General features: G+C 66.7%; 20 protein-coding genes, 1 tRNA gene and 1 other RNA gene. 9 read left to right on the top strand and 13 right to left on the bottom strand.

The window, feature by feature from the left end; all coding sequences use genetic code 11:
* The 3 genes from ACPXCG_RS08960 to ACPXCG_RS08950 all read right to left on the bottom strand — a co-directional run.
* A partial coding sequence (locus ACPXCG_RS08960; RefSeq protein ID WP_425791201.1) for an N-acetylmuramoyl-L-alanine amidase occupies positions 1-972 on the bottom strand: 972 nt, incomplete at its 3' end.
* Positions 973-1,156: 184 nt separating this feature from the next.
* Positions 1,157-2,230 (bottom strand): CobW family GTP-binding protein, encoded by a 1,074-nt coding sequence (locus ACPXCG_RS08955; RefSeq protein ID WP_425791199.1) that lies wholly within the window; start codon positions 2,228-2,230, stop codon positions 1,157-1,159.
* Entirely contained in the window at positions 2,227-3,108 is an 882-nt protein-coding gene (locus tag ACPXCG_RS08950) for a rhodanese-related sulfurtransferase (RefSeq protein ID WP_425791197.1), read from the bottom strand. Before ACPXCG_RS08950 ends, ACPXCG_RS08955 begins: the two co-directional genes overlap by 4 nt.
* A 61-nt stretch (positions 3,109-3,169) precedes the next feature.
* Between ACPXCG_RS08950 and ACPXCG_RS08945 the strand changes: the two genes are divergently transcribed.
* Both ACPXCG_RS08945 and ACPXCG_RS08940 read left to right on the top strand, forming a co-directional pair.
* Entirely contained in the window at positions 3,170-3,898 is a 729-nt protein-coding gene (locus tag ACPXCG_RS08945) for a hypothetical protein (RefSeq protein WP_425791195.1), read from the top strand.
* 204 nt (positions 3,899-4,102) lie between these two features.
* A complete protein-coding gene (locus ACPXCG_RS08940) occupies positions 4,103-4,435 on the top strand; it encodes a histone-like nucleoid-structuring protein Lsr2 (RefSeq protein WP_425791193.1) in 333 nt (110 codons plus the stop codon).
* Positions 4,436-4,517: 82 nt separating this feature from the next.
* On the opposite strand, the gene ACPXCG_RS08935 is transcribed toward ACPXCG_RS08940, so the two are convergent.
* On the bottom strand, positions 4,518-5,888 hold the full coding sequence (locus ACPXCG_RS08935) for an LLM class flavin-dependent oxidoreductase (protein ID WP_425791191.1): 1,371 nt from the start codon (positions 5,886-5,888) through the stop codon (positions 4,518-4,520).
* Positions 5,889-6,008: 120 nt separating this feature from the next.
* On the opposite strand from ACPXCG_RS08935, the gene ACPXCG_RS08930 reads away from it, so the two are divergent.
* The 3 genes from ACPXCG_RS08930 (at position 6,009) to ACPXCG_RS08920 (ending at position 8,934) form a co-directional block, all read left to right on the top strand.
* Positions 6,009-6,701 carry an alpha/beta fold hydrolase gene (locus ACPXCG_RS08930; protein ID WP_425791189.1) on the top strand — a complete coding sequence of 231 codons (693 nt, stop codon included), beginning with the start codon at positions 6,009-6,011 and terminating at the stop codon, positions 6,699-6,701.
* A gap of 153 nt (positions 6,702-6,854) precedes the next feature.
* Positions 6,855-8,486, top strand: a complete 1,632-nt coding sequence (locus ACPXCG_RS08925) for an esterase/lipase family protein (RefSeq protein WP_425791187.1) — start codon at positions 6,855-6,857, stop codon at positions 8,484-8,486.
* Positions 8,487-8,496: 10 nt separating this feature from the next.
* A complete protein-coding gene (locus ACPXCG_RS08920; RefSeq protein ID WP_425791185.1) occupies positions 8,497-8,934 on the top strand; it encodes a VOC family protein in 438 nt (145 codons plus the stop codon).
* Here ACPXCG_RS08920 and ACPXCG_RS08915 read toward each other — a convergent pair.
* Both ACPXCG_RS08915 and ACPXCG_RS08910 read right to left on the bottom strand, forming a co-directional pair.
* Complete coding sequence (locus tag ACPXCG_RS08915; protein WP_425792082.1) at positions 8,897-9,379, bottom strand: DUF4267 domain-containing protein; 483 nt, start codon at positions 9,377-9,379, stop codon at positions 8,897-8,899. The genes ACPXCG_RS08920 and ACPXCG_RS08915 overlap by 38 nt on opposite strands.
* A 97-nt stretch (positions 9,380-9,476) precedes the next feature.
* On the bottom strand, positions 9,477-10,118 hold the full coding sequence (locus tag ACPXCG_RS08910) for a hemerythrin domain-containing protein (protein ID WP_425791183.1): 642 nt from the start codon (positions 10,116-10,118) through the stop codon (positions 9,477-9,479).
* Between the two features lie 127 nt (positions 10,119-10,245).
* On the opposite strand from ACPXCG_RS08910, the gene ACPXCG_RS08905 reads away from it, so the two are divergent.
* Both ACPXCG_RS08905 and ACPXCG_RS08900 read left to right on the top strand, forming a co-directional pair.
* Positions 10,246-13,635, top strand: coding sequence for a BTAD domain-containing putative transcriptional regulator (locus ACPXCG_RS08905; protein WP_425791181.1), 3,390 nt, complete (start codon positions 10,246-10,248; stop codon positions 13,633-13,635).
* Positions 13,636-13,753: 118 nt separating this feature from the next.
* A complete protein-coding gene (locus ACPXCG_RS08900) occupies positions 13,754-14,671 on the top strand; it encodes an NADP-dependent oxidoreductase (protein ID WP_425791179.1) in 918 nt (305 codons plus the stop codon).
* A gap of 79 nt (positions 14,672-14,750) precedes the next feature.
* On the opposite strand, the gene ACPXCG_RS08895 is transcribed toward ACPXCG_RS08900, so the two are convergent.
* The 3 genes from ACPXCG_RS08895 to pgm form a co-directional block, all read right to left on the bottom strand.
* Positions 14,751-14,823, bottom strand: a tRNA-Ala gene (locus tag ACPXCG_RS08895).
* Positions 14,824-14,935: 112 nt separating this feature from the next.
* Positions 14,936-15,682: a DsbA family protein gene (locus tag ACPXCG_RS08890; RefSeq protein WP_425791177.1), complete on the bottom strand. Its 747-nt coding sequence runs from the start codon at positions 15,680-15,682 to the stop codon at positions 14,936-14,938.
* A 114-nt stretch (positions 15,683-15,796) separates the two neighbouring features.
* Positions 15,797-17,437 carry a phosphoglucomutase (alpha-D-glucose-1,6-bisphosphate-dependent) gene (gene pgm / locus ACPXCG_RS08885; protein WP_425791175.1) on the bottom strand — a complete coding sequence of 547 codons (1,641 nt, stop codon included), beginning with the start codon at positions 17,435-17,437 and terminating at the stop codon, positions 15,797-15,799.
* A gap of 97 nt (positions 17,438-17,534) precedes the next feature.
* Here pgm and ACPXCG_RS08880 point away from each other — a divergent pair, with 97 nt between their 5' ends.
* Positions 17,535-18,242, top strand: coding sequence for an alpha/beta hydrolase (locus tag ACPXCG_RS08880; protein WP_425791173.1), 708 nt, complete (start codon positions 17,535-17,537; stop codon positions 18,240-18,242).
* Here the strand turns inward: ACPXCG_RS08880 and ACPXCG_RS08875 are convergent.
* A complete protein-coding gene (locus ACPXCG_RS08875; protein WP_425791171.1) occupies positions 18,182-19,978 on the bottom strand; it encodes a long-chain-acyl-CoA synthetase in 1,797 nt (598 codons plus the stop codon). The genes ACPXCG_RS08880 and ACPXCG_RS08875 overlap by 61 nt on opposite strands.
* Positions 19,979-20,171: 193 nt before the next feature.
* Here ACPXCG_RS08875 and ACPXCG_RS08870 point away from each other — a divergent pair, with 193 nt between their 5' ends.
* A complete protein-coding gene (locus tag ACPXCG_RS08870) occupies positions 20,172-21,674 on the top strand; it encodes a carboxylesterase/lipase family protein (RefSeq protein WP_425791169.1) in 1,503 nt (500 codons plus the stop codon).
* A 71-nt stretch (positions 21,675-21,745) separates the two neighbouring features.
* Here the strand turns inward: ACPXCG_RS08870 and ssrA are convergent.
* The 3 genes from ssrA to smpB form a co-directional block, all read right to left on the bottom strand.
* Positions 21,746-22,115: a transfer-messenger RNA gene (gene ssrA, locus ACPXCG_RS08865) on the bottom strand.
* A gap of 94 nt (positions 22,116-22,209) precedes the next feature.
* A complete protein-coding gene (locus ACPXCG_RS08860; protein WP_425791167.1) occupies positions 22,210-23,487 on the bottom strand; it encodes a glycoside hydrolase family 27 protein in 1,278 nt (425 codons plus the stop codon).
* 3 nt (positions 23,488-23,490) lie between these two features.
* Positions 23,491-23,964, bottom strand: coding sequence for an SsrA-binding protein SmpB (gene smpB / locus ACPXCG_RS08855; protein ID WP_164308896.1), 474 nt, complete (start codon positions 23,962-23,964; stop codon positions 23,491-23,493).
* Positions 23,965-23,966: the final 2 nt, after the last annotated feature.

The raw sequence follows: 23,966 nt of genomic DNA, 5'->3' as shown, positions 1-23,966 counted from the left end.
CGCGGCAGAGTTGGGCGCGGCAGAGTTGGGCGCGGCAGAGTTGGGCGCGGCAGAGTTGGGCGCGGCAGAGTTGGGCGCGGCAGAGTTGGGCGCCGCCGACTTGGGGGCCGCCGGTGCCGGAGCAGGCGCGGCCGCCGGACCGCGGACATAGTCGAGGATGCCGTCGGTGACCGCCATCGCGTACTTGAGCTGGCCGTCCTTACCCGAAAGTGACGCCGCCTCAGTCGGATTCGACAAGTTGCCCATCTCGATGAACACCGCGGGAACCTTCGTCAGGTTCACCGCCGCGATGTCCGACCGGGTCTGCAGACCCTTGGTGACACCTGCGTAGTTGGCTTCGGGGAAACCTGCTTTCACGAACGCATCCCGCATGGCCGACGAGGCCTTGCGGCCCTCACCACCCTGGACGCGGTTCACCGTGCCGTCCGGGACCGGTAGCTGCGGCACGATCATGTGGAAGCCCTTCTTGGACGCATCCGACCCGGCGGAGGTCGAATCCGCATGCAGGCTCACCGCGACCGCGGCACCGGAACGGCCGGCGGCGGCGGCCCGTTGATCCACGCAGCCACCCCATCCGGTGTCGTCGGGCCTGCTGAGCACGACCCGAGCACCCTGACTCTCCAGGCCCGCCTTCACCAACTGGGTGATCTGCCAGTTGACGGTGTGTTCCGGGGTGCCGTTCACGCCCGTCGCACCCGACGTCTGGCAGTCCTTCTTGCCCCCGCGCCCGTCGGGTACCTGCGCGTTGAGGTTGTGCCCGGCCGAGCCGCCCTGGTGTCCGGGATCGAGGAAGATCGTCTTGCCCGCCAGGACGGTGCCGGTCGGTTGCGGCGCCGCGACAGCGTCGGGGGCCGCGATGGTCGTCATCGTGCCGGCCGTCAGGGTGAGCGCGGATATCGCCGCCACGACGATCCGCCGCCGTCGGCCGATCATCCGTTCCCCGGAACGCCGGGTCATCACAGTCTGGGTCATCACACACCGGGCGCCATCCGACCTGCAGCCGGACCGGCGCCACACTCCCTTCCAAGATGCAACACTGGCCACTTTAGTCACATTGGTAACAGTGAAACAGGCTGCCAGACGAAACGAAAATTCGCGACCTGCGGTGATGCAAACCGTTAGGGAGCTGTGACATAGCGCCGGGGCACGCCGGGCCTCATACCGACGAGAGATATCGGGTGATGCTGAGGATGCCGTGCTCGTCGGGGCTACCGCCGCCGACGGTCGCCTGGAGCCCACCACGCACCTCGGACGGGTCGAGACCTGCGCCGATCACCACCAGGCGCGAGATCCTCGGTTCTCCCGACCACGGCAGCCGATGCACCCGGACGAACCCGCCGACGGCATGCACCACGAACTTCTGACGATGTCCCGGCACGTCGAAGGCGGTGACGCCCTTGATCCGGTAGCAGCCGGCCGGCGGACGCTCGAGAAATGCGGCCAGTCGCCTCGGATCGAGCGGGGCCTCGCTGATGAACTCGACGGACTGGTACCCGTCGTGGAGGTGGGCGTGGCCGGAGTGGTCGTCGCCGTCATGACCGTGGTCGCCGCCACCGAAATCCTCGTCATCGGCTTCCGCGAGGAGCGCGTCGAGGGTCAGTTGGCCACCCGATGCGGTCGGTGCATCCCGCCGACCGGCAACGTCGAACAACAGCTCGGGATCGACCACGGCATCGGCGGTGACCACCGTCGGCGCGGTGTCGTTGACCGCGCCGACCGTGTCGCGCACAACGGCCAACTCGGGGTCGTCGACGAGATCGGCCTTGTTGATGACCACCAGGTCGGCGATCTCGATGTGCCGGTCAACCTCCGGGTGGCGCCGACGCAGGTCGGTCAGCGCAGCCGCGTCGACCACATAGGCCAGGCCGCCGTACCGCAACCTCGCATCGGCGAGGCCAGTGATCATCCGGATCAGGGCGCGGGGCTCGGCGATCCCACTCGCCTCGATCACGATCACGTCGATCCCCGCGGCCGGCCGCAACAGAGCGGTCAGCGCGCTCTCGACCCCGTCGGCGTCGACGCTGCAGCAGACACAGCCGTTCGACAGACTGACCGTCCCGTCGGCCTGACCGGCGATCAGCATCGCGTCGATGTTGATCGACCCGAAGTCGTTGACCAGCACGCCGATCCTGGTTCCCGACGCACGCCGCAGCAGGTGATTCAGCAGGGTCGTCTTGCCGGATCCCAGGTACCCGGCGACCAGGACGACCGGTACCGATTCGCGGGTCACCGTGCCGCCGCCTCCAGCGACTCGCTGCTTGCACCGGCCTCGCAGCCCGGACAGATCACCGCAAGCTCGCGACCGAGCGCGTCGGGGAAGTTCGCCACACCGCTGGTCTGCGCCCCGCAGCGCGCACAGGTGCCCACCACCGCGGCGTGGTCGGAGAATTCGACCGTCATGCGGTCGTCGAACACATAGAGCGAGCCCTCCCACAGCCCGTCGTCGCCGAACTCCTCGCCGTAGCGCACGATGCCGCCGTCGAGTTGGTAGACCTCCTGAAATCCTCGCGCTCGCATCAGGCTGCTGAGGACCTCACAGCGCACCCCTCCCGTGCAATAGGTGACGACGGGCCGGTCCTTGAGGTGGTCGTAGGCCCCGCTGTCGAGGAGCGGGACGAAATCGCGCGTCGACTGCGCGTCGGTGACCACCGCATCCGAGAAGTGGCCCACCTCGGCCTCGATCCGGTTCCGGCCGTCGAAGAAGACCACGTCCTCACCGCGGTCGGCCACCAGTTCGTTGACCTCGCCGGGGCTCAGCCGGGTGCCGCCACCGACCACACCGTCGTGATCGACCCGGACCTCGTCGGGCACGCCGAATGTGACGATCTCGGGCCGCACTCGGACGCTCAATCGCGGAAAGTCGTCTCCGGTCCCGTCGGACCATTTGATGTCGGCGTGCTTGAACGCCGGATATGAGCGGGTGGCCTTGACGTACCTTTTCACCTGGACGATGTCGCCGCCGACGGTGCTGTTGATGCCGTGGGATGACACGATGATCCTGCCGCGCAGGCCGTGCTGCTCACAGATGGCCTGCTGCCACAATCGGATGGCGTCGGGATCGGCCAGCGGTGTGAACACATAGAACAAGACGATCTTGGGAGTCGACACAGTGCAAGGGTACGGACGACCGCGCCGGCGCTCGTTACATGTCTGCGTCGTCGGGGCGCTGGTGGCGCTCGTCAGCGCGGCGTGCTCGCTCACCTCGGGGACCGACCCGTCTCGGATCGTGCTGCCACCCACCGATGTGCTGTCGACCCAATCCGAGATCGAGACGACGACAACTGCGGCGGCTCCGTCGACCCCCGATACCGCCGTCGCACTGCCGGACTGGACGATCGGCCGCGTGATCGCACTGGCGCCTCGTGTCGACAATTCCCACTACCACCAGGGTTCGGTGCGACCCAATTCCCCGATCGAGGACACGTCTGGCTTCCACTTCACCACTCCCGACCGTCGGGTGAACTGTTCCACCGGAACCAATGGCAGCGCCACGCTGGCATGCCGACTGAACACGGAAACGCGCGGGAACCCGCCGGCCGACACACCGAGCAGTTGTCAGTGGGCCCGCAATCTTGTGACGCTGAGCACCGATGAGGCACAACGCGGCGCGTGCGCCAATCGGTATCCCGTCCTGTACCGAAGCACAATCGTGGACTACGGCCACACCATTTCGATCTCGCGGTTCTCCTGTCTCGTCGAGACGGCCGGGATGTACTGTCTCGAATCCCGTTCGAAGTCCGGATTCGCCATCACCCCAACGGGTTACCTCCCGATTGCGGCCGCCGATCGTGCACCGACAGCGCTGACCGGAATACCCGAGTCGGCTTCCGAATCCGCAACGGCGACCACCCGCGACGATAATCAGGAAACGCCTGTCCCCAGTCCGCCTACGTCATGATCGGACTCCGGTAATCACCCGAGTCGTTATTCGCATACTCCAGGGAATGGTTGGGTTCTCAGGAACTTATTATTTCCGGACGTCTATCATGTATTCGACCAACAAAGAAACATTCGTGGTTGCTCCCGGCTTGCGCACGACGAATGGTTGGTCGAGACAATTCAGGTGAGAACAGATTCTCACCACGAGGGCAGGGAGTTCACTATGGCGAAGAAGGAAATCGTCCAAGTCATTGATGACATCGACGGCAAGGTCCTCGACGAATACGAGACCGTACGCTGGTCATTGGACGGAAAAACCTACGAATTCGACACTTCGTCGAAGCATGCGGCACAGTTCCGTGATTCGTTGGAGAAGTATGTCTCGGTTTCGCGTGTGACGTCACGAGGCGTCAAGCGAGCGACCCCGGTCTCCACGGCCCGCAGCAAGGAACAGACCAAGGCCATTCGCGAATGGGCCAACAAGAACGGCTACGAGGTCAGCGATCGGGGCCGCATCCCGCTGAGCGTGATCGAGGCCTTCGAGGCCGCGCACTGACCAACTGAACACGCTTCGCCATCGCGAACGCCTGTCGCCGGAAGGCCCGGACCCGTGGAGGTCCGGGCCTTCGGCATTTCACTCAACCCGCCAGCGGTGCCGACTCGGCTCGCAGATCGGCCGGGAGATCCTCGTCGGCGGTGCCGAGCCCGAGATGCTCACGCAGCGTCGTGCCGTGGTACTCCTCACGGAACAATCCGCGTCGCTGTAGTTCCGGGACCACATAGTCGACGAAGTCGTTGAACGTGCCCGGGGTCTGGGCGCTCGACACGATGAATCCGTCCGCCTCTCCCCCGGTGAAGGACTCCTCGATCTGATCCGCCACATCGGCGGCCGTTCCGACGAATTGCGGCAACAGAACTCCCTGGGCATATAGCTGGCCGATGTCACGCAACGTGAGACTGTCGCGCCGACTGAGTCGGCGCGCGAGGTCGAAGAGTCCTTGTGTCCCACTCACGGAGATGTCTGCGACGGGCGCGTCGAGGTCGTATTGCGAGAAGTCGTGATCGGTGTGGACCGAAAGCGTGATGAGCCCCGAGATCGGATCGGCGAGCTCGTTGTGAAAGTCCTGCTTCTCCCGTGCAATGGATGCCGTTTCGCCGATGAACGGGATGAACGACGGAAAGATCTTCACGTGATCGGGATTGCGACCATGATCCGATGCCCGCGACTTCACGTCGTCGTAGTACGCCCGACGTCCCTCCGGGGTCGGGTCGATCTCGAAGATCGCCTCCGCCCATCGTGCGGCGAAGTTCTTCCCGGTCTCCGACGACCCGGCCTGGATCAGCACCGGGCGGTGCTGAGGAGATCGGGGCTGATTCAGCGGCCCGCGCGTCCGGTAGTACTCACCGACATGATCGACAGTCCGGATCTTGTCCGGGTCGGCCCACACGCCGGATTCCTTGTCCGCGGATACCGCATCCGGTTCCCAACTCGACCACAGTTCGATCGCGGTTCTCACGAACTCCTCCGCACGCCGATAGCGTTCGTCGTGCTCGACATGCGACTCGAATCCGAAGTTCTGGGCCTCGGCCTGCGACAGCGACGTGACGATGTTCCACGCGATGCGGCCACGGGTCAGGTGATCGAGAGAACCGAACACACGCGCGAGTTCATAGGGGTGGAAGTAGGTGGTGGACTTGGTGACCGCGATGCCGAGCCGGCTCGTGACGGCCGCGATGCTTGCGGCCACCAGCGTCGGGTCGATGGTCGCGGCCGCCTGGGTGCCCCGGCGAAAGGGCTCGGATTGGTCGCCGCCGAATCGCACGGGAGCGGCGAGCAGATCCGCGAAGAACGCGAAATCGAACTTGCCGCGCTCGAGGATCCGCCCGACGCGGTGATAGTGATCGGGGCCGAAATAGTCGGTTTCCGAACCCGGATGCCGCCACGCGGCATGCGAATGGGTGACCGGGGAGGCGATGAGGAATCCGCCGAGGTGCAACTGTCGGGTCATTTTGCGTCCTTCACTGGGTGTGCGATGCGCGACGAGTCAATCCCGATGCGGCGCATTTGCCCACGGTTTGGGTCGTGCTGATCCGATCCGGCCCTGCCGGTCCGCCCCTAGGATGAGCGGATGGCGACCTTCGCACTCGTTCCCGGGGCCGGTGGTAGCGGCTGGTATTGGCATCGCGTCGTCCCGGAACTCGAGCAGCGGGGACATCGGGCGGTGGCGCTCGACCTCCCGTCCGGGGATCCGGCCGCAGACTTCGCGGCCTACACCGACGCCTGTGTGCAGCAACTCCGCAACGCCGGGATCGATATCGCGGCAGGCGACGGTGACGTCGTGGTGGTTGCGCAGTCGCTGGGTGGATTCACCGCACCGGTGTTGGCCGAGCGAGTGGGCTCCGAACGCATCGTGTTGGTGAACGCGATGATCCCGCTCCCCCACGAGACCCCGGGTCATTGGTTCGGCCACAGCGGCGCCGGGCAGGCACGCAAGGCACTCGCCGCCGCCGACGGCCGTGAACTCGGCGACGACATCGACGAGATGCAGGAGTTCTTCCACGATGTGCCCGACGACGTCGTCGAGGAGGCGATGAGGCAGGGCGAGCCCGAACAGTCCGACGCGATCATGGACTGTGCCACGCCGTTCGACGTCTGGCCCGCACCCGTCACGGTCGTGACCGGTCGCGACGACCGCTTGTTCCCGAGGGACTTCCAGGTACAGTTCGCCAAGGAGCGCCTCGGCGTCGATGCCGTGGTGGTCCCCGGCGGACACCTGGCAGCGCTGAGTCAGCCGGCGGCGCTGGCCGATGCGCTTCTCTGAGAGGCGGCGACCGACCACAGGACACGTCGCCCGACTCGGGTAGTGCACTACTCTTCCGCTCGGATCGCCGGGCTCGCACAATGATCGGGAGTGTTCGATTCCTCCACCTCGTCTGTCCGGGCCAGGTGCCGCTCAGCGCGTAAAGGTCGCAACATGGAGCGATACCCCATCATCTACATCCGTGGCTACGCCGGTGGCACCGCCGGCATCGACAGCCAGGTCGATGATCCGTTCTACGGATTCAACGAAGGCGCCACGCATATCCGGGTCGATGGAAACGGGGACCCGCGCTTCTATCAGTTCGAAGGGCCGATGCTGCGACTGCTGATCGACCACGACTACAAACTGCTGGTGCACGGCGACCAGGAAGCCTACCTACGCACTGCCGAGGACGGTGCCATCGTGGATGACTCGATCTGGGTGTACCGGTTCTACGATCAGGCCGCGACGACATTTGCAGCGCCGCCGCACCGGAGCGTCGCGCAGAGGGTGTACTCCTCGATCCATCAACGCGTCACCTCCGACGGATTCGACATCGAAGACGCTGCCCTCGGCCTCTACGACCTGATCGATCTGGTGCGTCGAAAGACGGGCGCGGACAAGGTGATCCTGGTGGCTCATTCGATGGGCGGACTCGTCGCGCGCTGCATGATGCAGAAGGTCTGCCAAGAACAAAAGCGAACGCCGGCAAGAGAACTCGTCACGAAGTTCTTCACCTACGGAACCCCGCACGGCGGCATCGTGTTCGGCAGCGGCGTGCTGAACTGGCTCGAGGAGACCGTCGGCCCGGCCGGTGCAGACATCTTCGCCCCAGAGAAGATGTACGGATACCTCACCCCGGGCAAGACGTTCGGTGACGAACCGAGGAACGGCGAGTTCGACCCGCAGGACCTCGCCGGCGTGCTGGACACCGACGACGTGTTCTGCCTGATCGGCACCAATCCGAAAGACTACGGTCCGTCCAAGGTGGTGGTCGGCCCCAAGAGCGACGGCCTCGTCCGGATCGAGAACGCCTACGTTCGAAAGGCGCACCGCGCCTTCGTGTATCGGTCTCATTCCGGTCGGTACGGCGAGGTGAACTCGGAGGAGGGTTATCAGAACCTGCGGCGCTTCCTGTTCGGGCGCTGGACGGTCAAGGTCGGTCTGGACGGATTGGCGACCCTTCCTGACGATCGAGGCGGAGACGATCACGTGACGTGGCAGGCCGATCTACGCCTGTCCATTCGTGGGCTTCCCGTGGTGCTGAGCGAGCAGCGGGCCGACCAGTACTGTCCCATTCAGCTCGACGACGAGCTACGTCGACTCGGCGACAGCCCCGACCATCCCGTCCCGCTCCTGAGTACCTTCCTGCTGGATCCCGCATCGATGGCCGACGTCGCCGGTGCCGAAGTCCGTCACAAAGGGCGAGCTCGTTACAGCCTCGTCCTCCGGGTGAGCAAACTCGCCCAACGCAACAGCATCTTCGATTTCTCCGACCATCTCGAGCAGGTCTTCGATTGGGCCGACTCATTGATCGTCGACGTGGGACCGAACCAGGCGCAGACGGGTATTGAGGCCTTCACGGCATGGAACTCGTCGATCGGCGGAGCGATCGATACTTTTGAACCGATCACCCAAGGGCTGAAAGATGCCGGCCGACAGGACACACCCGTGCCGACTGAGCAGAGTGACGGACGCTGGCGCTTCGGAGTCCTCTTACCCGAGGTGGCACGGAAACTGGAGATCTTCGGCGACGATGCCCGCTTGACGTTCGAGATCACCGACCGCGACGGCCCGGCCCGGTAGCCTGCACCGCATGGCCATCAAACTGGAGAACGTCGGCATCGCCGTCCGTGACCTCGAAGCGACGATCGCCTTTTTCACCGACCTCGGGCTCACGGTGCTCGGCCGTGACACGGTCAGCGGTGAGTGGACCGACACCGCCGTCGGTCTCGACGGCAACCATGCCAAGATCGCGATGCTCCAGACGCCGGATGGTCAGGGTCGCCTCGAACTCTTCGAGTACATCCACCCCGAGGCCATCGAGACGGCGCCGACGCTTCCCAACGAGATCGGTATGCACCGGGTCGCCTTCTCCGTCGACGACATCGACCACGCCCTCGAGATCGCCGCGCGGCACGGCTGCCGCCCGTTGCGCGGCGTGGCGACTTATCAGGACGTCTACAAGCTCACGTACGTCCGCGGTCCCAGCGGCATCATCGTGATGCTCGCCGAGGAGCTGAAGAAGGGCTGACGGTCCCGGGAGATCGCCCAGCAACAGTGAAACCCGCTCCGACCGGGGTCAGAGCGGGTTTCATGGGTGGAGCTAAGGGCACTCGAACCCCTGACCCCCACGCTGAAGTGTGAAAGTCATTGTGCGCTGGTATCTTTGGTGTCATCCCGCGTAGTATTGCGACCACAATCATCACGGCCGCGGAGGAGGCGTGGACTCCGGAAGCCGCCGACCCTTGCTGCGGAGTACCACCGCCGCGTCTCCAATCGGGACCAGGGCGAGGGTGAGTACGAGCGCGGCGAGTAGCGCCGGCAAGCAGGACAAGAATGGACGCTCCGGCGGCCGTGTCACGGATGCCCCTGACACACGGCCACGCACGGAAAGCGGGATCCTGGACAGTGGGATTCCGGATACCGAAGCCGGTCGCACCCTGCGGCGCCCAGAAGAATGAGTTGTCCATGACGATGACCGCGATTCCGATCAGTGCGGCGAGGGACCTGCCGATGATCGGCTACACGATGAATTCCTTTGGTGAAGAGTTGGTTTCGGATGGTCGGAAATGGTCAGGCCGCACGGACGCGGCGAATGTAGCGGGCGTAGCGGGGGCGGCCGAAGATGTGCCAGATGCCGCGGACCGGGGCGGGTAGGCCGGACAGCAGGCGTGCGCGTTCGGACGGGTTCGCGTCCTCGAGGACCACCCCGAAAAGTGTGAGCAGTGTGAGCTTGGGAGTGTGCGCCACCAGGTGCTCGCCCTGCGAGGCCCATTCCGCTTCGCTGAGGTGGTCGGCGGCGAGTGGCAGCAGGGTGGCTTCCTCGTCGTCGAGGTGCTCGGTCAGGACCGCCCGATGGTCGATGAGTGAGGCCACGAGGGCATCGCGTTCGGCGGCCCCGGCGTTGGCCTCCCAGACCGGCACATCGGCGTCCAGCCTGGTCAACGTGGAGGCCACTCGCTCATGCTGAGCTTCCATCCGTAGGACGATCTCGGTCCCGAGGTCCACCCGGGCCAGCAGCGGCGGCCACAACAGCTCGTCCTCGCCCTCATGGTGATTCTGCAGCCCCAGCCGGTAGAGGCGGAAGTGGTCGGCGACGATGGCAGCGCGAGCGGTGTTGCCCGGCGGGACCGCCGCCACCAGCTCGATCAGCAGCCACGATTCGCGGCGGAGTCCGCGGTGGACCACTTCCATATCATATGTGTCGATACTCATCTGCTGGTTCCCTTCGTCTTTCATCGGTTCGCTGGTTCGATGCGCCTAGACTGAGCCCCAAGTTTTGGAAGGCACTTGGAGACGACTTGGAACACCGGTGCCGGCCGCGCGTACGATCGGCCGGATCATGGGTTTGATCCGGGTATTGGGCTCGTTCACGGCCGAGGACAGCGATGGGCCGGTCCCGCTCGGCGGACCGCGGCAGCGCGGGGTGCTGGCCCTGCTGCTGGCCGCCCGCGGGCAGGTCGTGTCGGTCGATCGCCTGGTCGAGGATCTGTGGCGTGGCGAACCGCCGGGCAGTGCCCGCACTTCATTGCAGGCATATGTGTCCAACCTGCGCCGGTTGCTGGAACCCGGTCGCGCGCCACGCACCCCGGCCCGGATGCTGGTGAGCGCCGCACCCGGCTACGCGCTGCGGTTGCCGCCGGAATCGGTGGACGCATGGCGTTTCGAAGAGTTGCTCGACGAGGCTCGTGCGCTCGCCGATCCCCGCGCCGCCCGCGAACGGCTGGGTGCGGCGTTGGCTCTCTGGCAAGGACCGGCGTTCGCCGAGTTCGCCGACGAGCCCTGGGCCGCAGCAGAGATCGCCCGGCTCGACGAGTTACGGGTGGTCGCCCGCGAACTGCGCGTCGCGGCAGGGCTGCGGCTGGGCGGCCACGCGACGGTGGTTCCCGAGGCGGAGGGCCTCACCCGTGACGAGCCGCTGCGCGAGGAGGGCTGGCGGATGCTCGCCCTTGCGCTGTGGGCCAGCAGTCGCCGAGCGGACTCGCTGGCCGTGCTGCGCCGCGCGAGCGCGACGTTCGCCGGCGAGTTGGGTCTCGATCCGAGCCCGGATCTGCTGGAACTGGAAGCGGCAATCCTCGCCCAGCGCACGGATTTCCTGCGTGCCGCCGTTCCGCTGACCTCCGTGGCAACCCGGCGCGCCGAGGTGCCCGGCGACAGCGCCCCGTCGTTCGATCAACCCACGGCGCAAGCCCGTGCGGAACAGGTCCGAGATATCACAAGAACGCCTGGGGCACGACCGGACTCGACGACATCAGCGCTGCGAACCGTCGAACCGTCAAGCGGCGTACCCGGCGCCGGCGCATTCGTGGGCCGCGATCGCGAACTCGCGGCGATGATGGCCGCGGCGACGGAAGCCGCCGCCTACGGGGTTCGTGTCGCGCTCGTCACCGGGGAGGCCGGACTCGGCAAGTCGACATTGCTGGAGCATCTCGGCGCACGGCTCGAACAGGACGGGTGGCTCGTGGCCGCCGGACGCTGCCCCGAGCTGGACAGCGCTCCACCCGCATGGGCGTGGGTCGAGGCCCTGCAGGCCGTGGCGGCGATGTGCCCGCCCGGCGAGCTGTCCGGCGATCTGGCCCCGCTGCTCAGCGATTCCGCGCCGGGCGCCGGTGACGCGACGGCCGGGCGGTTCCGGCTGCGCAGGGCACTGTGGAACTGGCTCACCGCGGCCGCAGGCGCACGTCCCGTCGCGCTGATCCTCGACGATCTGCACTGTGCGGACGGCACGACGTTGGATCTGCTCAGCGGAGGCGTGGGTGTACGGGCCCCGATCCTGATCGTCGCGGCGTATCGCGGGGACGAGAGCGAGCGGCTTACCGACACCCTCGGCTCCCTCGCCCGGTCCGCCCCGCTGCGGCTGGACCTGCCCGGACTGTCCGCAGACGCTGTCGGCGAGCTTGTACGTGCCGACTGCGCGGCCGACGACACGACCGTGGCCGGGATAGCCGAGCGAACCGGCGGCAACCCTTTCTACGTGCGGGAGAGCGCGCGCCTGCTACACGGAGAGGGCGCGCTGGTCGCGCTCTCCGAGGTCCCTGACGGTGTCCGAGATGTGCTGCGGCGTAGGCTCGCCCGGCTCCCCGAGGGCGGCGTCTCCGTCCTGCGGCTGGCGGCCGTGGCCGGACGAGAGAGTTCGGTCGATGTGCTGGTCCAAGCCAGCGACACCGACGAGGACGGCGTGCTCAATGCACTGGACGCAGGCGTCATCGCCGGATTGCTCGACGAGCCGGGGCCCGGGCGCGTCCGGTTCGTGCACACTCTGGTCCGGGACACCCTGGTGACCGATGTCAGCCAGGTACGTACCAGGAGGATGCACGCCCGGATCGCCGCGGCTCTCGAGGGGTCGGGCGATATCGTTGCCCTCGCACATCACTACGCGCGCGCGGGGTCACCGAAAGCCGTCGGCTACTGTGTGCGCGCCGCGGAGCTGGCCGAGGCACGCTATGCCTATGACGTGGCGGCCACGCTACTGACCGAGGCCATCACCAATTCCGTAGACCCGGACAATCACATCGACCTGCTCGGCAGGCTGCTACGCGCACAGGTACGGGCCGGATCCTTCACCGCGGCCAGAGACACACGCCAACAGGCCGTGGAGTACGCCGACTCGATCGGGCGCGAGGACCTGATGGTCGCCGCATTCACCGCCTGGACCGAACCCACCCCCTGGCAAGCCCGCCCATACGGCACGGTCGACCACCCCATTGTCGAACGCCTCGGCCGCCTGCTCGAACGGCCCGACCTCGCCCCCGACCTGCGGGCCCACCTTCTCATCGCCTACGCCCACGAGCTGGTTGGCGAGGACGATCCGACGGTCGTCGCGGCGGGGAGACAAGCCCTCGACCTCGCGGCCGACCCGCGTCTTCGCGCCGCGGCGCTGCTGGTTCTCGCACGCGCGTCCGGCCGAGAGGAGTACTCCCGTGAGCTGGTGACGATCGGCGTCGAACACGACCTGCCCGTCTACCGCGTGACTGGACTGCTGGACCAGGCCGCGAACGCCGCGGCGGCCAACGACCCGACGACCATGCGCCGTGTCACCGAAGAAGCGCTCGGCCTCGCCCGCACCTACCGGATGCCGGAGGCGATCGCCGCCGCCGAGATCGCGCTGGCGACGCTGGTGCTCATCGAGGGCCGATTCGCCGATGCCGAACGGCGCTACGCCGAGGCCACCGAACGCATGGAACGCGCCGGATCGGTGCACGCCGCGGGCTTCCTCTGTCTCGCGCGGGCGGCGGTCTGGATCGGCGCCGGCACGCTCGGCGACCATCTGGAGGACGTTCGGGCCTTCCACGCGGCACTCGGCCCCATGGTCGCCGACCTGCTCACGCTCGCCCTCCATGCCGCAGGCCGCGGCGACGAGGTCGGCCGCTTCCACGCAGCACCGGCACCCATCCGGTCCGACTTCTTCTTCACCTTTCTTACCAGCCTGCGTGCCCTGGCGATCATCGCCGCGAACGACCGCGACGCCGCCGAACAGGTCTACGCGGACCTGCTCCCACACCGAGACGGACCCCCGGCCGGCGCGGAGAGCGTGTCACTGGCCCTGCGCCCGGTCGCCCACACGCTAGGCGAACTCGCCGTCTACCTCGGTGACCACGACGAGGCCGTCGCCCACTTCACTCGCGCCGCCGCCATCGCCGATCGGTGGCATGCCCCACACTGGTCCGCCGACGCCCGAACACACGCCGAACATGCTTTCGGCAACCATGTTTCGAGCCCCCCTCAACGCTGAATCGCGTTCGGCGCGAGTGCCCTGTGCACCGGTTCCAGCGTTCCAAGTCAGCTCCAAGCGCCTTCCAAAACCCCCGGACCATTGTCCTCATCGGAACCGAACACATGAGGAGCGAAACATGAGCACACCTACTTTCCGGGCCGCAGTCGTCCGCAATCCGAGTGGACCGGACTCAATCGAGATCATCGACGTCCCGCTCACCGAGCCCGGACCCGGTGAGGTCCGGGTCGCGGTCGCGGCTACGCCGGTCAACCCCACCGACCTCGGAGTCGTGGGCGGGTTCTTCCACGAGCTGGGCATGATCAACCAGCCAGCGCACACCGGCCTGGGCTGGGACTTCGCCGGCACCGTGCGCGCCGTCGGGCTGGGCGTGAACCTCTCCGTAGGCACCCGGGTCGCCGGTGTCGTCCTCGGTTTCGACCGCGACTTCGGTACCTACGCCGAACAACTCGTCGTGCCCGCCGCCGACCTCGCCGTCGTACCCGACGGACTCGACCTGGTCGCGGCATCGACAATGCCGCTCAGCGGCCTGAGCGCAGCGCAGATCGTCGACCTACTCGGCGACGCACGCGCTGGCGGAAACCGACTACTGGTGACCGGCGCGGCGGGAGCGATCGGCGCCAATGTTGCCGCCCTCGCCCCCGACCGCGATTGGCAGGTGACCGGACTGGCCCGAGACGCGGACGAACACTTCGTGCGGAGTCTCGGCGCCGAGTTCGTCACGAGTGCCGGGACGGGTTGGGACGCGGTGGTCGACACCACGCCGCGGCAATTGTGGGGCCTGACCCCGGTCCGCGACGGCGGAGCCTTCGTCGGTGTCCGGCCCAATATCGTGCCCATGGCCGAGCGAGGGATCACAGTGAGCACACTGATGGCGCAGTCGAACGGTCCCCGACTGGCGCAGCTGCTGACCGACGCGGCGTCGGGCCGGTTGCCGACTCGCGTGCATGCCGTCATGCCGTTGGCCCGGGCCGCGGACGCCCACCGGGCCATGGCCGAGGGCGGGACGCGCGGTCGCTACGTGCTCGAGCCCTGAGCCCGAACAAGACTGTGGCCCTGACGAGCGAAAAGCTCTTCAGGGCCACAGAAAGTGTTTGCGCAAGGACAAACTCGGGTGGAGCTAAGGGGACTCGAACCCCTGACCCCCACACTGCCAGTGTGGTGCGCTACCAGCTGCGCCATAGCCCCGTGTGTAGTTGTCTCGGCCCTTCGGAGTGCTCACCGCGGTGGCCACATCGTTTCAAGAGCAAGGGCAAAACTACACCATCGCGGGGATTCCGGCCAAATCCGCCGGCCGCGCTCAGCCCTTGTCGGCGAGCAGACCGTCAAGCCATCCGGTGCCGTCCATGATGCCGTCGACGGGCGCTCCGCCCGACAGCACCGTCGGTGTGGCGACCTGACCGTTGGTGGCCTTCGAGAGCTGGGTCTCCGATTGGTCGGCGGCGTCTTTCGCCTCGGTGACCTTGGCCCCGTCCGCGACGCACTTCTGGGTCGCCGGTGATGCCCCCTGCTCGCCCGCGATGCGGGCGAGATCGGCGTTGCTCAGGTCCGTGCCCCCGCCCTCCTTGGGCTGGTTGGCGAACAATGCGGAATGGAACCTGAGGAAGATCTCCTTGTCCTCCCCAGCGCCCACGCACTGGGCGGCTCCCGCGGCCCGCGAGGAGTAGTCACCCGACGACGACTGGTCGTCGAGGAAGTTCAGCATGTGATAGCGGACCCGCAGCGTGCCCTCGTTGATCGCCTTGGTGATCGAGGCGCCGGACTGCTGTTCGAACTCATGGCACACCGGGCACATGAAGTCCTCGAACACGTCGATCGTCTGTGGGGCCGACGGCGCGCCGATGATCTGCGCCGCGTTCTCGCTGAGCACTGCCTCGTCGGCTCCGCCGGAGTCACGGTGGCTGTTCCACACGATGCCGCCGACCACCAGCGCGGCGATCACCGCGACCGCGGCGCCGGCCAGGATGTAGGTGGTCCGGCTCGAGGTGGCCCTCGGCTGATATTTCGACGTCTCTTTCGGCGTCGCGGGCTTGCGCTTGTCGCTCACACCACTACCTTCTCATCGCTCACGCGACCGCCGGGTTTCGCAGCCGACGTCGATCGGTTGACGACGTCGACTCTAACGCGCTGCCGATGAGAGCAGACTGAGACGAGCCGCAGGTCAGACGAGAACGGAATCGACCAACTCCTGCGCCTGAGCCTGCACCGTCGCGAGATGGTCCGCGCCCTTGAAAGATTCGGCGTAGATCTTGTAGACGTCCTCGGTTCCCGACGGGCGGGCGGCGAACCAGGCGTTCTCCGTGGTCACCTTCAGGCCCCCGATGGGCGCGCCGTTGCCCGGGGCCTCGGTGAGGATCGCCGTGATCGGCTCGCCGGCGAGCTCGGTGGCGCTGACCTGATCCGCGGACAGCTTCGCCAGCAACGCCTTCTGATCTCGCGACGCCGGGGCGTCGATGCGCGCATATGCGCTCTCCCCGTACCGCTCCGCGAGCTCGCGGTACCGCTGCGACGGCGTCTTGCCGGTCTTCGCGAGCATCTCCGACGCCAGCAGGGCCATGATGATCCCGTCCTTGTCGGTGGACCACGGCCCGCCGTCGAAGGTCAGGAACGATGCCCCGGCGCTCTCCTCGCCACCGAATGCGATGCTGCCGTCCAGCAATCCGTCGACGAACCACTTGAACCCGACCGGCACCTCGACGAGTCGCCGACCGATGCCGCCGACGACGCGGTCGATCAGCGACGAACTCACCAGCGTCTTCCCCACCGCCGCGTCGGCACCCCAGCCCTCGCGATGGGTGAAGAGATACTCGATGGCCACCGCAAGGTAGTGATTGGGATTCATCAGTCCGGCATCCGGGGTCACGATGCCGTGGCGGTCGGAATCCGCGTCGTTGCCGGTCGCGATGTCGTAGCTGTCCCGCGCGGAGATCAGCGACGCCATGGCGTTGGGCGACGAGCAGTCCATCCGGATCTTGCCGTCGGTGTCGAGGGTCATGAAGCGGAACGTCGGATCGACGGTCGGGTTGACGACGGTCAGGTTCTGGAGGTTGTAGCGGAACCCGATCTCCGCCCAGTACCCGACCGACGCACCGCCGAGCGGGTCGGCGCCGATGTGGACTCCGGCATCGCGGATGGCCGCCATGTCGACCACCTCGTGCAGATGATCCACATAGTTGAACGTGTACGGATACTCACGGATGTACTCGCTCTTGCGTGCTCGCTCGAACGGGATGCGCTTGACACCTGCGAGGCCGGCGGCGAGCAGCTCGTTCGCGCGCCGCGCGACGACCGACGTGATGCTGGTGTCGGCCGGTCCGCCGTTGGGCGGGTTGTACTTGAACCCGCCGTCGCGCGGCGGATTGTGTGACGGCGTCACGACGATCCCGTCCGCGAGCACCCCCGGATTGGCCTGATTGAAGCGCAGGATCGCGAAGCTGACCGCCGGTGTCGGCGTGAATTTCTCGTTCTCCGCGATGTAGACGGTGACCTCGTTCGCCGTCAACACCTCGAGCGCGCTCCGCCAGGCCGGGATCGACAACGCATGGGTGTCGAACCCGATGAACAGCGGGCCGGTGATCCCGGCCGACGTCCGGTACTCGACGATCGCCTGGGTGGTGGCGAGGATGTGCGCCTCGTTGAACGCCGAATCCAGGCTGGACCCGCGGTGCCCCGAGGTACCGAACAACACCTGCTGCATCGGATCGGTCGGGTCCGGGGCACGGTCGTAATAGGCGCGTTCGACAGCAGTCACATCGATCAGATCTTCGGGGAGTGCCAGTGTTCCTGCGCGCGGGTGTGCCATGCCGCAATTCTGCCATCGTGGGACCGATCCGGTCGGTGACTACGAGCGAACGGCTACCGTGAGCTCTGTCCGCATGATCCACGGAGGGCCGTTCCGCATGAGATTCACACGACTCCTCGCTCGCGTGGTCACGAATCGTTCCTCCCCCGAACTGGTCGTCCTCGTCCTGCCGGGCGGCACCGACTCCAGCTACCGCCCGTTCAGTCCACGTCAGGCGTCTGCGCTACGGATGTATCCGTTCACCTGGTCGATCCGGGCCCGGTTCGGGCGGTCGGTATGCGTGCGGCAGGTCCGCTATCGCGTCTACGGGTGGAACGGCCGACAGAACAGTCCGATGCCGTACGCGCGGGCCGCACTCGACGACCTCGAGCGCACTCACCCGGGTGTGCCGATCGTGCTGATCGGGCACTCGATGGGCGGCCGGGTGGGCGCACGGCTCGCGGCCGATCGGCGGGTCGTCGGTCTGCTCGCCCTCGCCCCGTGGTGGCAGTACGCCGATTGGCATTTCATCCACGACGGGGTCCGCGTGGTGGCGATGCACGGGACCGCCGACGAGCGGACCTATCCGCGCCGCACCGAGAAGGGCGTGCGCGAACTGGATGCCCGCGGCGTGGACGCCACCTTCGTCCCGGTGCCCGACGGCGACCACGCCATGCTCGATCACCTCCGGATGTGGCAAGGCGCCGCACTCGATTTCGTCGGTGCGGCCGTCACCCGACGCCGCGATCCGGTCCCGTCACCGACTCAGGAGGAGACCTTCGCCCCGCCCGCCGCGATCACGTCGTCGAGGTACTCGGGCCGGTAGGGCTCGTAGGTGGCCGGGTTCCCCCGCAGGACGAACACCGGGTCGTCACCGACGTCGGTGTATCCCTGATTGCGTAGACCGACTCGGACGTTCTTGAACGTCGAGGTGTGTTCGAGATGGTCGACGATTCGGATGAAGAGCGGTATCGCGTAGCGCGGCAGCGTCTCCCGCACATGCTCGGCGATTTTGTCAGGGTCGAAGCGGGCACCGTCGGCGAGCAGGACCGCGGCCATGCCCGCTTTGCCGTCCGCTCCCGGCACCCCGACCCCGAACACCACCGACTGGTCGACGAGGTCGCAGGAGTCCAGGGCCGCCTCGACCTCCGTCGTCGCGACGTTCTCGCCCTTCCACCGGAAGGTGTCCCCGATCCGGTCGACGAAGGCGATGTGGCCGAATCCCTGATCGTGCACCACGTCTCCGGTGTTGAACCAGCGGTCGCCGGCCTTCACCGCGTCGCCGACGATCTTCTTCTCCGACGCCTTCGGGTCCGTGTATCCGTCGAAGTGGGCCCGCTCGTTGATCTCACCGAGCAGCAGTCCGGTGCCGTGCTTGCCGACCGGGATCACGTGGCCGTCGCCGTCGCGGCGGGGCTCCCCGCTCTCCTCGTCGAACTCGACGATCGCGTACTTGAGCGGGCTGAAGCCGGCCGACTTCGGAATCCCCAGCAGGTTGACGAAACCGATGTTTCCTTCGCTGGCGGCGTACAGTTCGGCCACCCGGTCGATACCGAATCGCGTGGTGAACTCGTCCCAGATCTCCGGCCGCAGCCCGTTCCCGACCACGACGCGGACGGAATGCGCACGGTCGGTGGGCTTCTCCGGCTGGGCGAGCAGGTAACGGCACAGCTCCCCGATATAGCAGAACGCGGTGGCCTTGTTGAGGATGATGTCGTCCCAGAATCCGGACGCGGAGAATTGTTCGCCAACCGCCACGCAGGCACCGGCGCGCATCGCCGCCGACACGGACACCGTCAGGGCGTTGTTGTGATAAAACGGCAGCGCCGCGTACATGGTGTCGTCCGGACGCAGGCGCACCCCCATGCCCCCGATGCCGTGCATCGCGACATGCCATCGATGATGACTCATCCTGCTGGCCTTGGGATATCCCGTCGTACCCGAGGTGAAGATGTAGTACGCCGTCTCGCCGGCCTGGACGGTATCGGTCACAGCCGGGTCGGCCGGGCTCAGCGTGGCGCTCTGCGTCTTCAGATCGTCGAAGTCGACGATCGCGGCCGGCAACGCCTCACTCGGTACGGATTCCACGGCTTCTTCCAGCCCTGGCTGCAGCAGAAGGATTTTCGCATCGATGAGACCGAGGCTGTGCTCGAGCACGTTGCCGCGCTGATGGAAGTTGATCATGCCGGCGATCGCCCCGAGTTTGACGGTGGCGAGCATGCACAGCACGACGTCGGGATGGTTCTTGGCCAGGATGGCGACCACATCGCCGCGGCCGATCCCGCGCTCCGCGAGAAACGCCGCGAAGCGATTCACCTGGGCGTTGCATTCCCGGTAGGTCATCGATTCACCGTGGAATCGCAGGAACGGGCGGTCGGCGTATTTCGCCGCCGTCTCCTGGAAGGTCTTGCCGACCGACTCGGTGCGGGTGAGTGGTCGAGGAATCATCTTGGGGACCACGCCGGCGAGGATGCGCCAGTCCTTGCCGATCCCGCGTAGTCCACGCAGGATGTCTCCCCCGGTCACGTCGATGTGGTCACGGTTTTCCGCCACTGCCGCCATCTGTGTTCCTCCCCAGCATCGCTTGTCGCCGATCGACACGTCCGCCCCCGCGTACGCCACAACCGACCCGATCGTGACCGTCAGGCTATCCGAAGACATCCGTGGTCAGAAGAGGATCGCCGATTCGTCGGTCGATCCAGTGACTCCGACCGATACTGATGTGACCACCATCACACCATGGAGGAGGATTGTCATGTCCGAGGGATCCGAGCGTCCCGTCGCCACCACGACGGCCGGACCCGTACGCGGCCGGGGACTCACCGACGGCGTCGTCCGATTCCTCGGAATCCCTTACGCGGCAGCTCCGTTCGGGGACAACCGGATGCGCCCTCCCCAGCCTCCGGAGGCGTGGCAGGAGCCGCGGGACTGCGATGAGTTCGGCCCGACGGTACCCAAGGGTGATTACCCGCCGCACTACGCGACGCTCTTCGCCGAGGTGACCGTCGACGGTGCCGAGTGCCTGAACGTGAATGTCTGGTCCCCCGGCCTCGATGACGCGCGGCCCGTGCTGGTGTGGATCCACGGCGGCTCGTTCATGAACGGGTCGAACTCGGTGGCCGAGTACGACGGCACCGCGTTCGCGAGGGACGGGGTGGTGCTCGTGTCCGTGAACTACCGGTTGGCCGCCGAAGGCTTCCTGTACCTCGACGACGGCACCGCCAATCTCGGGCTGCAGGACCAGATCGCCGCCTTGCGGTGGGTGCGCGAGAACATCGCCTCGTTCGGCGGCGATCCCGGTCAGGTGACCGTCGCAGGCGAATCCGCCGGCGCGATGAGTGTGTCCACCTTGCTGACGATGCCGTCCGCCCGCGGCCTGTTCACGCGGGCGATCACCCAGTCGGGCGCGACCGCGCACACCATCAGTCCCGAACAGGGACTGATGGTCGGCCGTTACCTGGCCGAGTCACTCGGCGTCGAGCCGACCCGAGACGCCATCGCCGCGGTCCCGCTGGACAGGTTGGTGGCCGCCGCCGCTGATCTGGTGACCGAGGTGCAGACCACTCCCGACCCCGAGAAGTGGGGCACTCTCGCGATGAGCCTGCTGCCCTTTGCGCCTGTCGTCGACGGAGATGTCCTGCCGCGCCACCCGCTCGACGCCATGGCCGAGGGCGCAGGCGCCGACGTGGCGGTGCTGACCGGCTCGACCAGAGACGAGGCCCGGCTGTTCCTGGTGGCGCCGCAGACCATCGACCTCATCGACGAACCGACCTTCACCGCGACCGCGCGGGTGTATGGACTGGACGAGCAGTCAATCGAAACCTATGCGCGCAACCGTCCGGATGCGCGCCCCGGTGATCTCGTCGCCGCCGTCGTCACCGACTGGTTCTTCGGCATCCCGGCACTGCGGGTCGCGGAGACACGGGTGCGCGCCGGCGGGACGCCGACCTGGATGTACCGATTCGACTATCCGGACCCGTCGGAGAACCGCGGGTTCGGCGCGTCGCACGCGGCGGAGATCCCGTTCGTCTTCGACACCCTGCACGAGAAGACGGTGACGCCTCGCCTCGGCAACCACCCGTCGCAGGCGGTTGCCGACACCGCCCATCGCGTCTGGGTCGACTTCGTCACCACCGGATCTCCGGGCTGGACGTCCTACGATCTCAGTGCCCGTCACGTCGGATTGATGACCGACATCGTCGCCGACGTCTCGGATCCGGCCAAGGACGAACGGAAGGCGTGGGAGGGCGTCCGCTGACGCATCCCGGCGGCCACCGCACCACGGAAACGGAAACGGCCCCCGAACCGCAATGGTTCGGGGGCCGTCTGCTGTGGAGCTGCCGGGAATTGAACCCGGGTCCTCCGTCGCTTCAGTAGGGCTTCTCCGTGTGCAGTCCGCTATGCCTCTACTCGGATCTCCTGGTCACGCGAACAAGCCAGGATGACGATCCCAGTCGCTGTTGGTTGTCCCGTCCACACCCGCGACCGGCGAGGACGGTGAGCTCCCGAGATGATGCCGGGACCCGGGCTGGGAGCAGACCCGGGCCGACAGACTAGCCGTCGCTGTCAGGCAGCGAGGGCGTAGTCGCGCTGATTCTTATCGGCGCTTAATTGGTTGCTACGACGCTTACGGTGGTCTCTAGCCTGCACCGACACGCTTCCCCTACCTCGACGCACGCAGTCGAAACCGATCAGCCCCGAGACAGGAACCCACCGATCTCTCGGTGAGCACTTCAGTCTAACAACGCCCGGCGACGAAATCATCCGGGTATCCGCAGCGGCCGTCGCCGTTCTCACGCGATCTGCAAGACGACCGTGTCGTGGACACCGACGTCGGCGCTGAGCCGGCCGCCCGAGGCCTGGTATCGCCGCCCGGTCCACGCGTCGACCGCACTCACGGTCTTGTCGCCCACCAGCCCGAGACTCGTCAGCGGAACCGACATCCGGCGGGGATGGCCCTGCCGGTTGGTCAACGACACGACGATGCCTTTCTCCCCGATCGCCCGGGCCCAGATCTCGGGATCGTTGTCCACGGGTGCGCCCGCGCTCACGCGCTGGTCCTGGTCGATCGCGAGGACCGCCCGATTCCGCAGGATGTCGATCGTCGCCTGCGACATCCGCGTGAGGTCGTTACCCGCCATGAGGGGCGCGGCCATCATGGCCCACATGGACATCTGGGTCCGCTGCTCGGCGACGGTCAACCCCGGCTCCCCGTCCACACCGACGACCAACATGTCGGGGTCGTTGTACGACGACGGCCGCACCCGGGCCGCCAACGGTGCGATGGCGTTGACGATGTCGGTGATGCCCTGCGCGCCCGATGACCCGGTGTCCGTGGACCACTGCGGAGTTATGTCGTTGGTGACCCGCGTCATCGTCGCCACCCCGCCCCAGTCATAGCGGGTACCAGGTACCGATCCGCTCACCCCGCTGTTGGGATTGATGCTGTAGAGGATCGGACGCCCGGTGTCGCGGATGCCGTCACGCATCGCGGTGAACGCCTCGACCTGGTGGTCATGGTCGGAATCGCTTGAGCACCAGTCGTATTTCAGATAATCGACCTGCCAGTTGGCGAAGGTCCGCGCATCCTGCACTTCATGCCCGCGGCTCCCGGTCGAGCCCGGGTGCGTTCCCTGAAACTGCGTGCAGGTCTGTTCGCTTGCGCCCGAATAGACACCGAACTTGAGCCCACGCTCATGCAGGTAGGTCCCGAGTGCCGCCATCCCGGATGGGAATCGGGCCGGATCGGCCTGCAGCGAGCCATCGGCGGCACGCTGGTCTGCCGCCCAGCAGTCGTCGACCACCACATACCGATAACCGGCGTCACGCAGACCCGACGACACGAGCGCGTCGGCCTGTCCCCGCACGGTCTGTTCGGTGATGTTGCAGCCGAAGGTGTTCCAGCTGTTCCACCCCATCGGCGGAGTCGGGGGCAGATCGGCGACGGCGACGGCGTCACCGCCGATCCGGCCCGGCGGATCCGGCGTGCAGCCCGCGACCAGCACGGCCAACCCGACGACCACCACGCAGAGGAGTCGGCGGCCCGTCCCCCGGGCACGAGGTATCGGCACCGATCACATCCCCTTGACGCGACGACCAATCTCGCGGGCCACTTCACGCTGCGCGGTCCGCCGCGCGATGTCCTGTCGTTTGTCGTGCGCCTGCTTGCCTCGTGCGAGTGCGAGTTCCACCTTCACCTTGCCGTCGCTGAAATACATCGACAGCGGGACCAGGGTGAGATTCCCGTCCCGGATCTTGCCGATCAGGTTGTCGATCTCACGCCTGTGCATCAAGAGTTTCCGGTTGCGGCGCGGAGTGTGGTTGGTCCACGATCCGCTCCCGTATTCGGGGATGTGCAGGGCACGCAGCCAGATCTCACCGTCGTCGACGGTGGCAAACGCATCGACGAGAGAGGCCTTGCCGTCCCGCAGGCTCTTCACCTCGGTACCCAGCAGCGCGATCCCGGCCTCGTAGGTGTCGAGGATGGCGTAGTTGTAGCGCGCCTTACGGTTCGTCGCGATGACCGTGCGGCCCTTCTCCTTCACCATCT

Origin of the sequence: Gordonia sp. DT218 (assembly GCF_049847105.1) — a bacterium.
GTDB lineage: Bacteria > Actinomycetota > Actinomycetes > Mycobacteriales > Mycobacteriaceae > Gordonia.
This window is presented reverse-complemented; position numbering and strand designations above follow the sequence as displayed.

Coding starts and splice junctions, on each gene's coding strand:
- ACPXCG_RS08940 (WP_425791193.1), top strand. CDS start 4,103: ATGGCGAAGAAGGAAATCGTCCAAGTCATTGATGACATCGACGGCAAG.
- ACPXCG_RS08935 (WP_425791191.1), bottom strand. CDS start 5,888: ATGACCCGACAGTTGCACCTCGGCGGATTCCTCATCGCCTCCCCGGTC.
- ACPXCG_RS08930 (WP_425791189.1), top strand. CDS start 6,009: ATGGCGACCTTCGCACTCGTTCCCGGGGCCGGTGGTAGCGGCTGGTAT.
- ACPXCG_RS08925 (WP_425791187.1), top strand. CDS start 6,855: ATGGAGCGATACCCCATCATCTACATCCGTGGCTACGCCGGTGGCACC.
- ACPXCG_RS08920 (WP_425791185.1), top strand. CDS start 8,497: ATGGCCATCAAACTGGAGAACGTCGGCATCGCCGTCCGTGACCTCGAA.
- ACPXCG_RS08910 (WP_425791183.1), bottom strand. CDS start 10,118: ATGAGTATCGACACATATGATATGGAAGTGGTCCACCGCGGACTCCGC.
- ACPXCG_RS08905 (WP_425791181.1), top strand. CDS start 10,246: ATGGGTTTGATCCGGGTATTGGGCTCGTTCACGGCCGAGGACAGCGAT.
- ACPXCG_RS08900 (WP_425791179.1), top strand. CDS start 13,754: ATGAGCACACCTACTTTCCGGGCCGCAGTCGTCCGCAATCCGAGTGGA.
- pgm (WP_425791175.1), bottom strand. CDS start 17,437: ATGGCACACCCGCGCGCAGGAACACTGGCACTCCCCGAAGATCTGATC.
- ACPXCG_RS08880 (WP_425791173.1), top strand. CDS start 17,535: ATGAGATTCACACGACTCCTCGCTCGCGTGGTCACGAATCGTTCCTCC.
- ACPXCG_RS08875 (WP_425791171.1), bottom strand. CDS start 19,978: ATGGCGGCAGTGGCGGAAAACCGTGACCACATCGACGTGACCGGGGGA.
- ACPXCG_RS08870 (WP_425791169.1), top strand. CDS start 20,172: ATGTCCGAGGGATCCGAGCGTCCCGTCGCCACCACGACGGCCGGACCC.
- smpB (WP_164308896.1), bottom strand. CDS start 23,964: ATGGTGAAGGAGAAGGGCCGCACGGTCATCGCGACGAACCGTAAGGCG.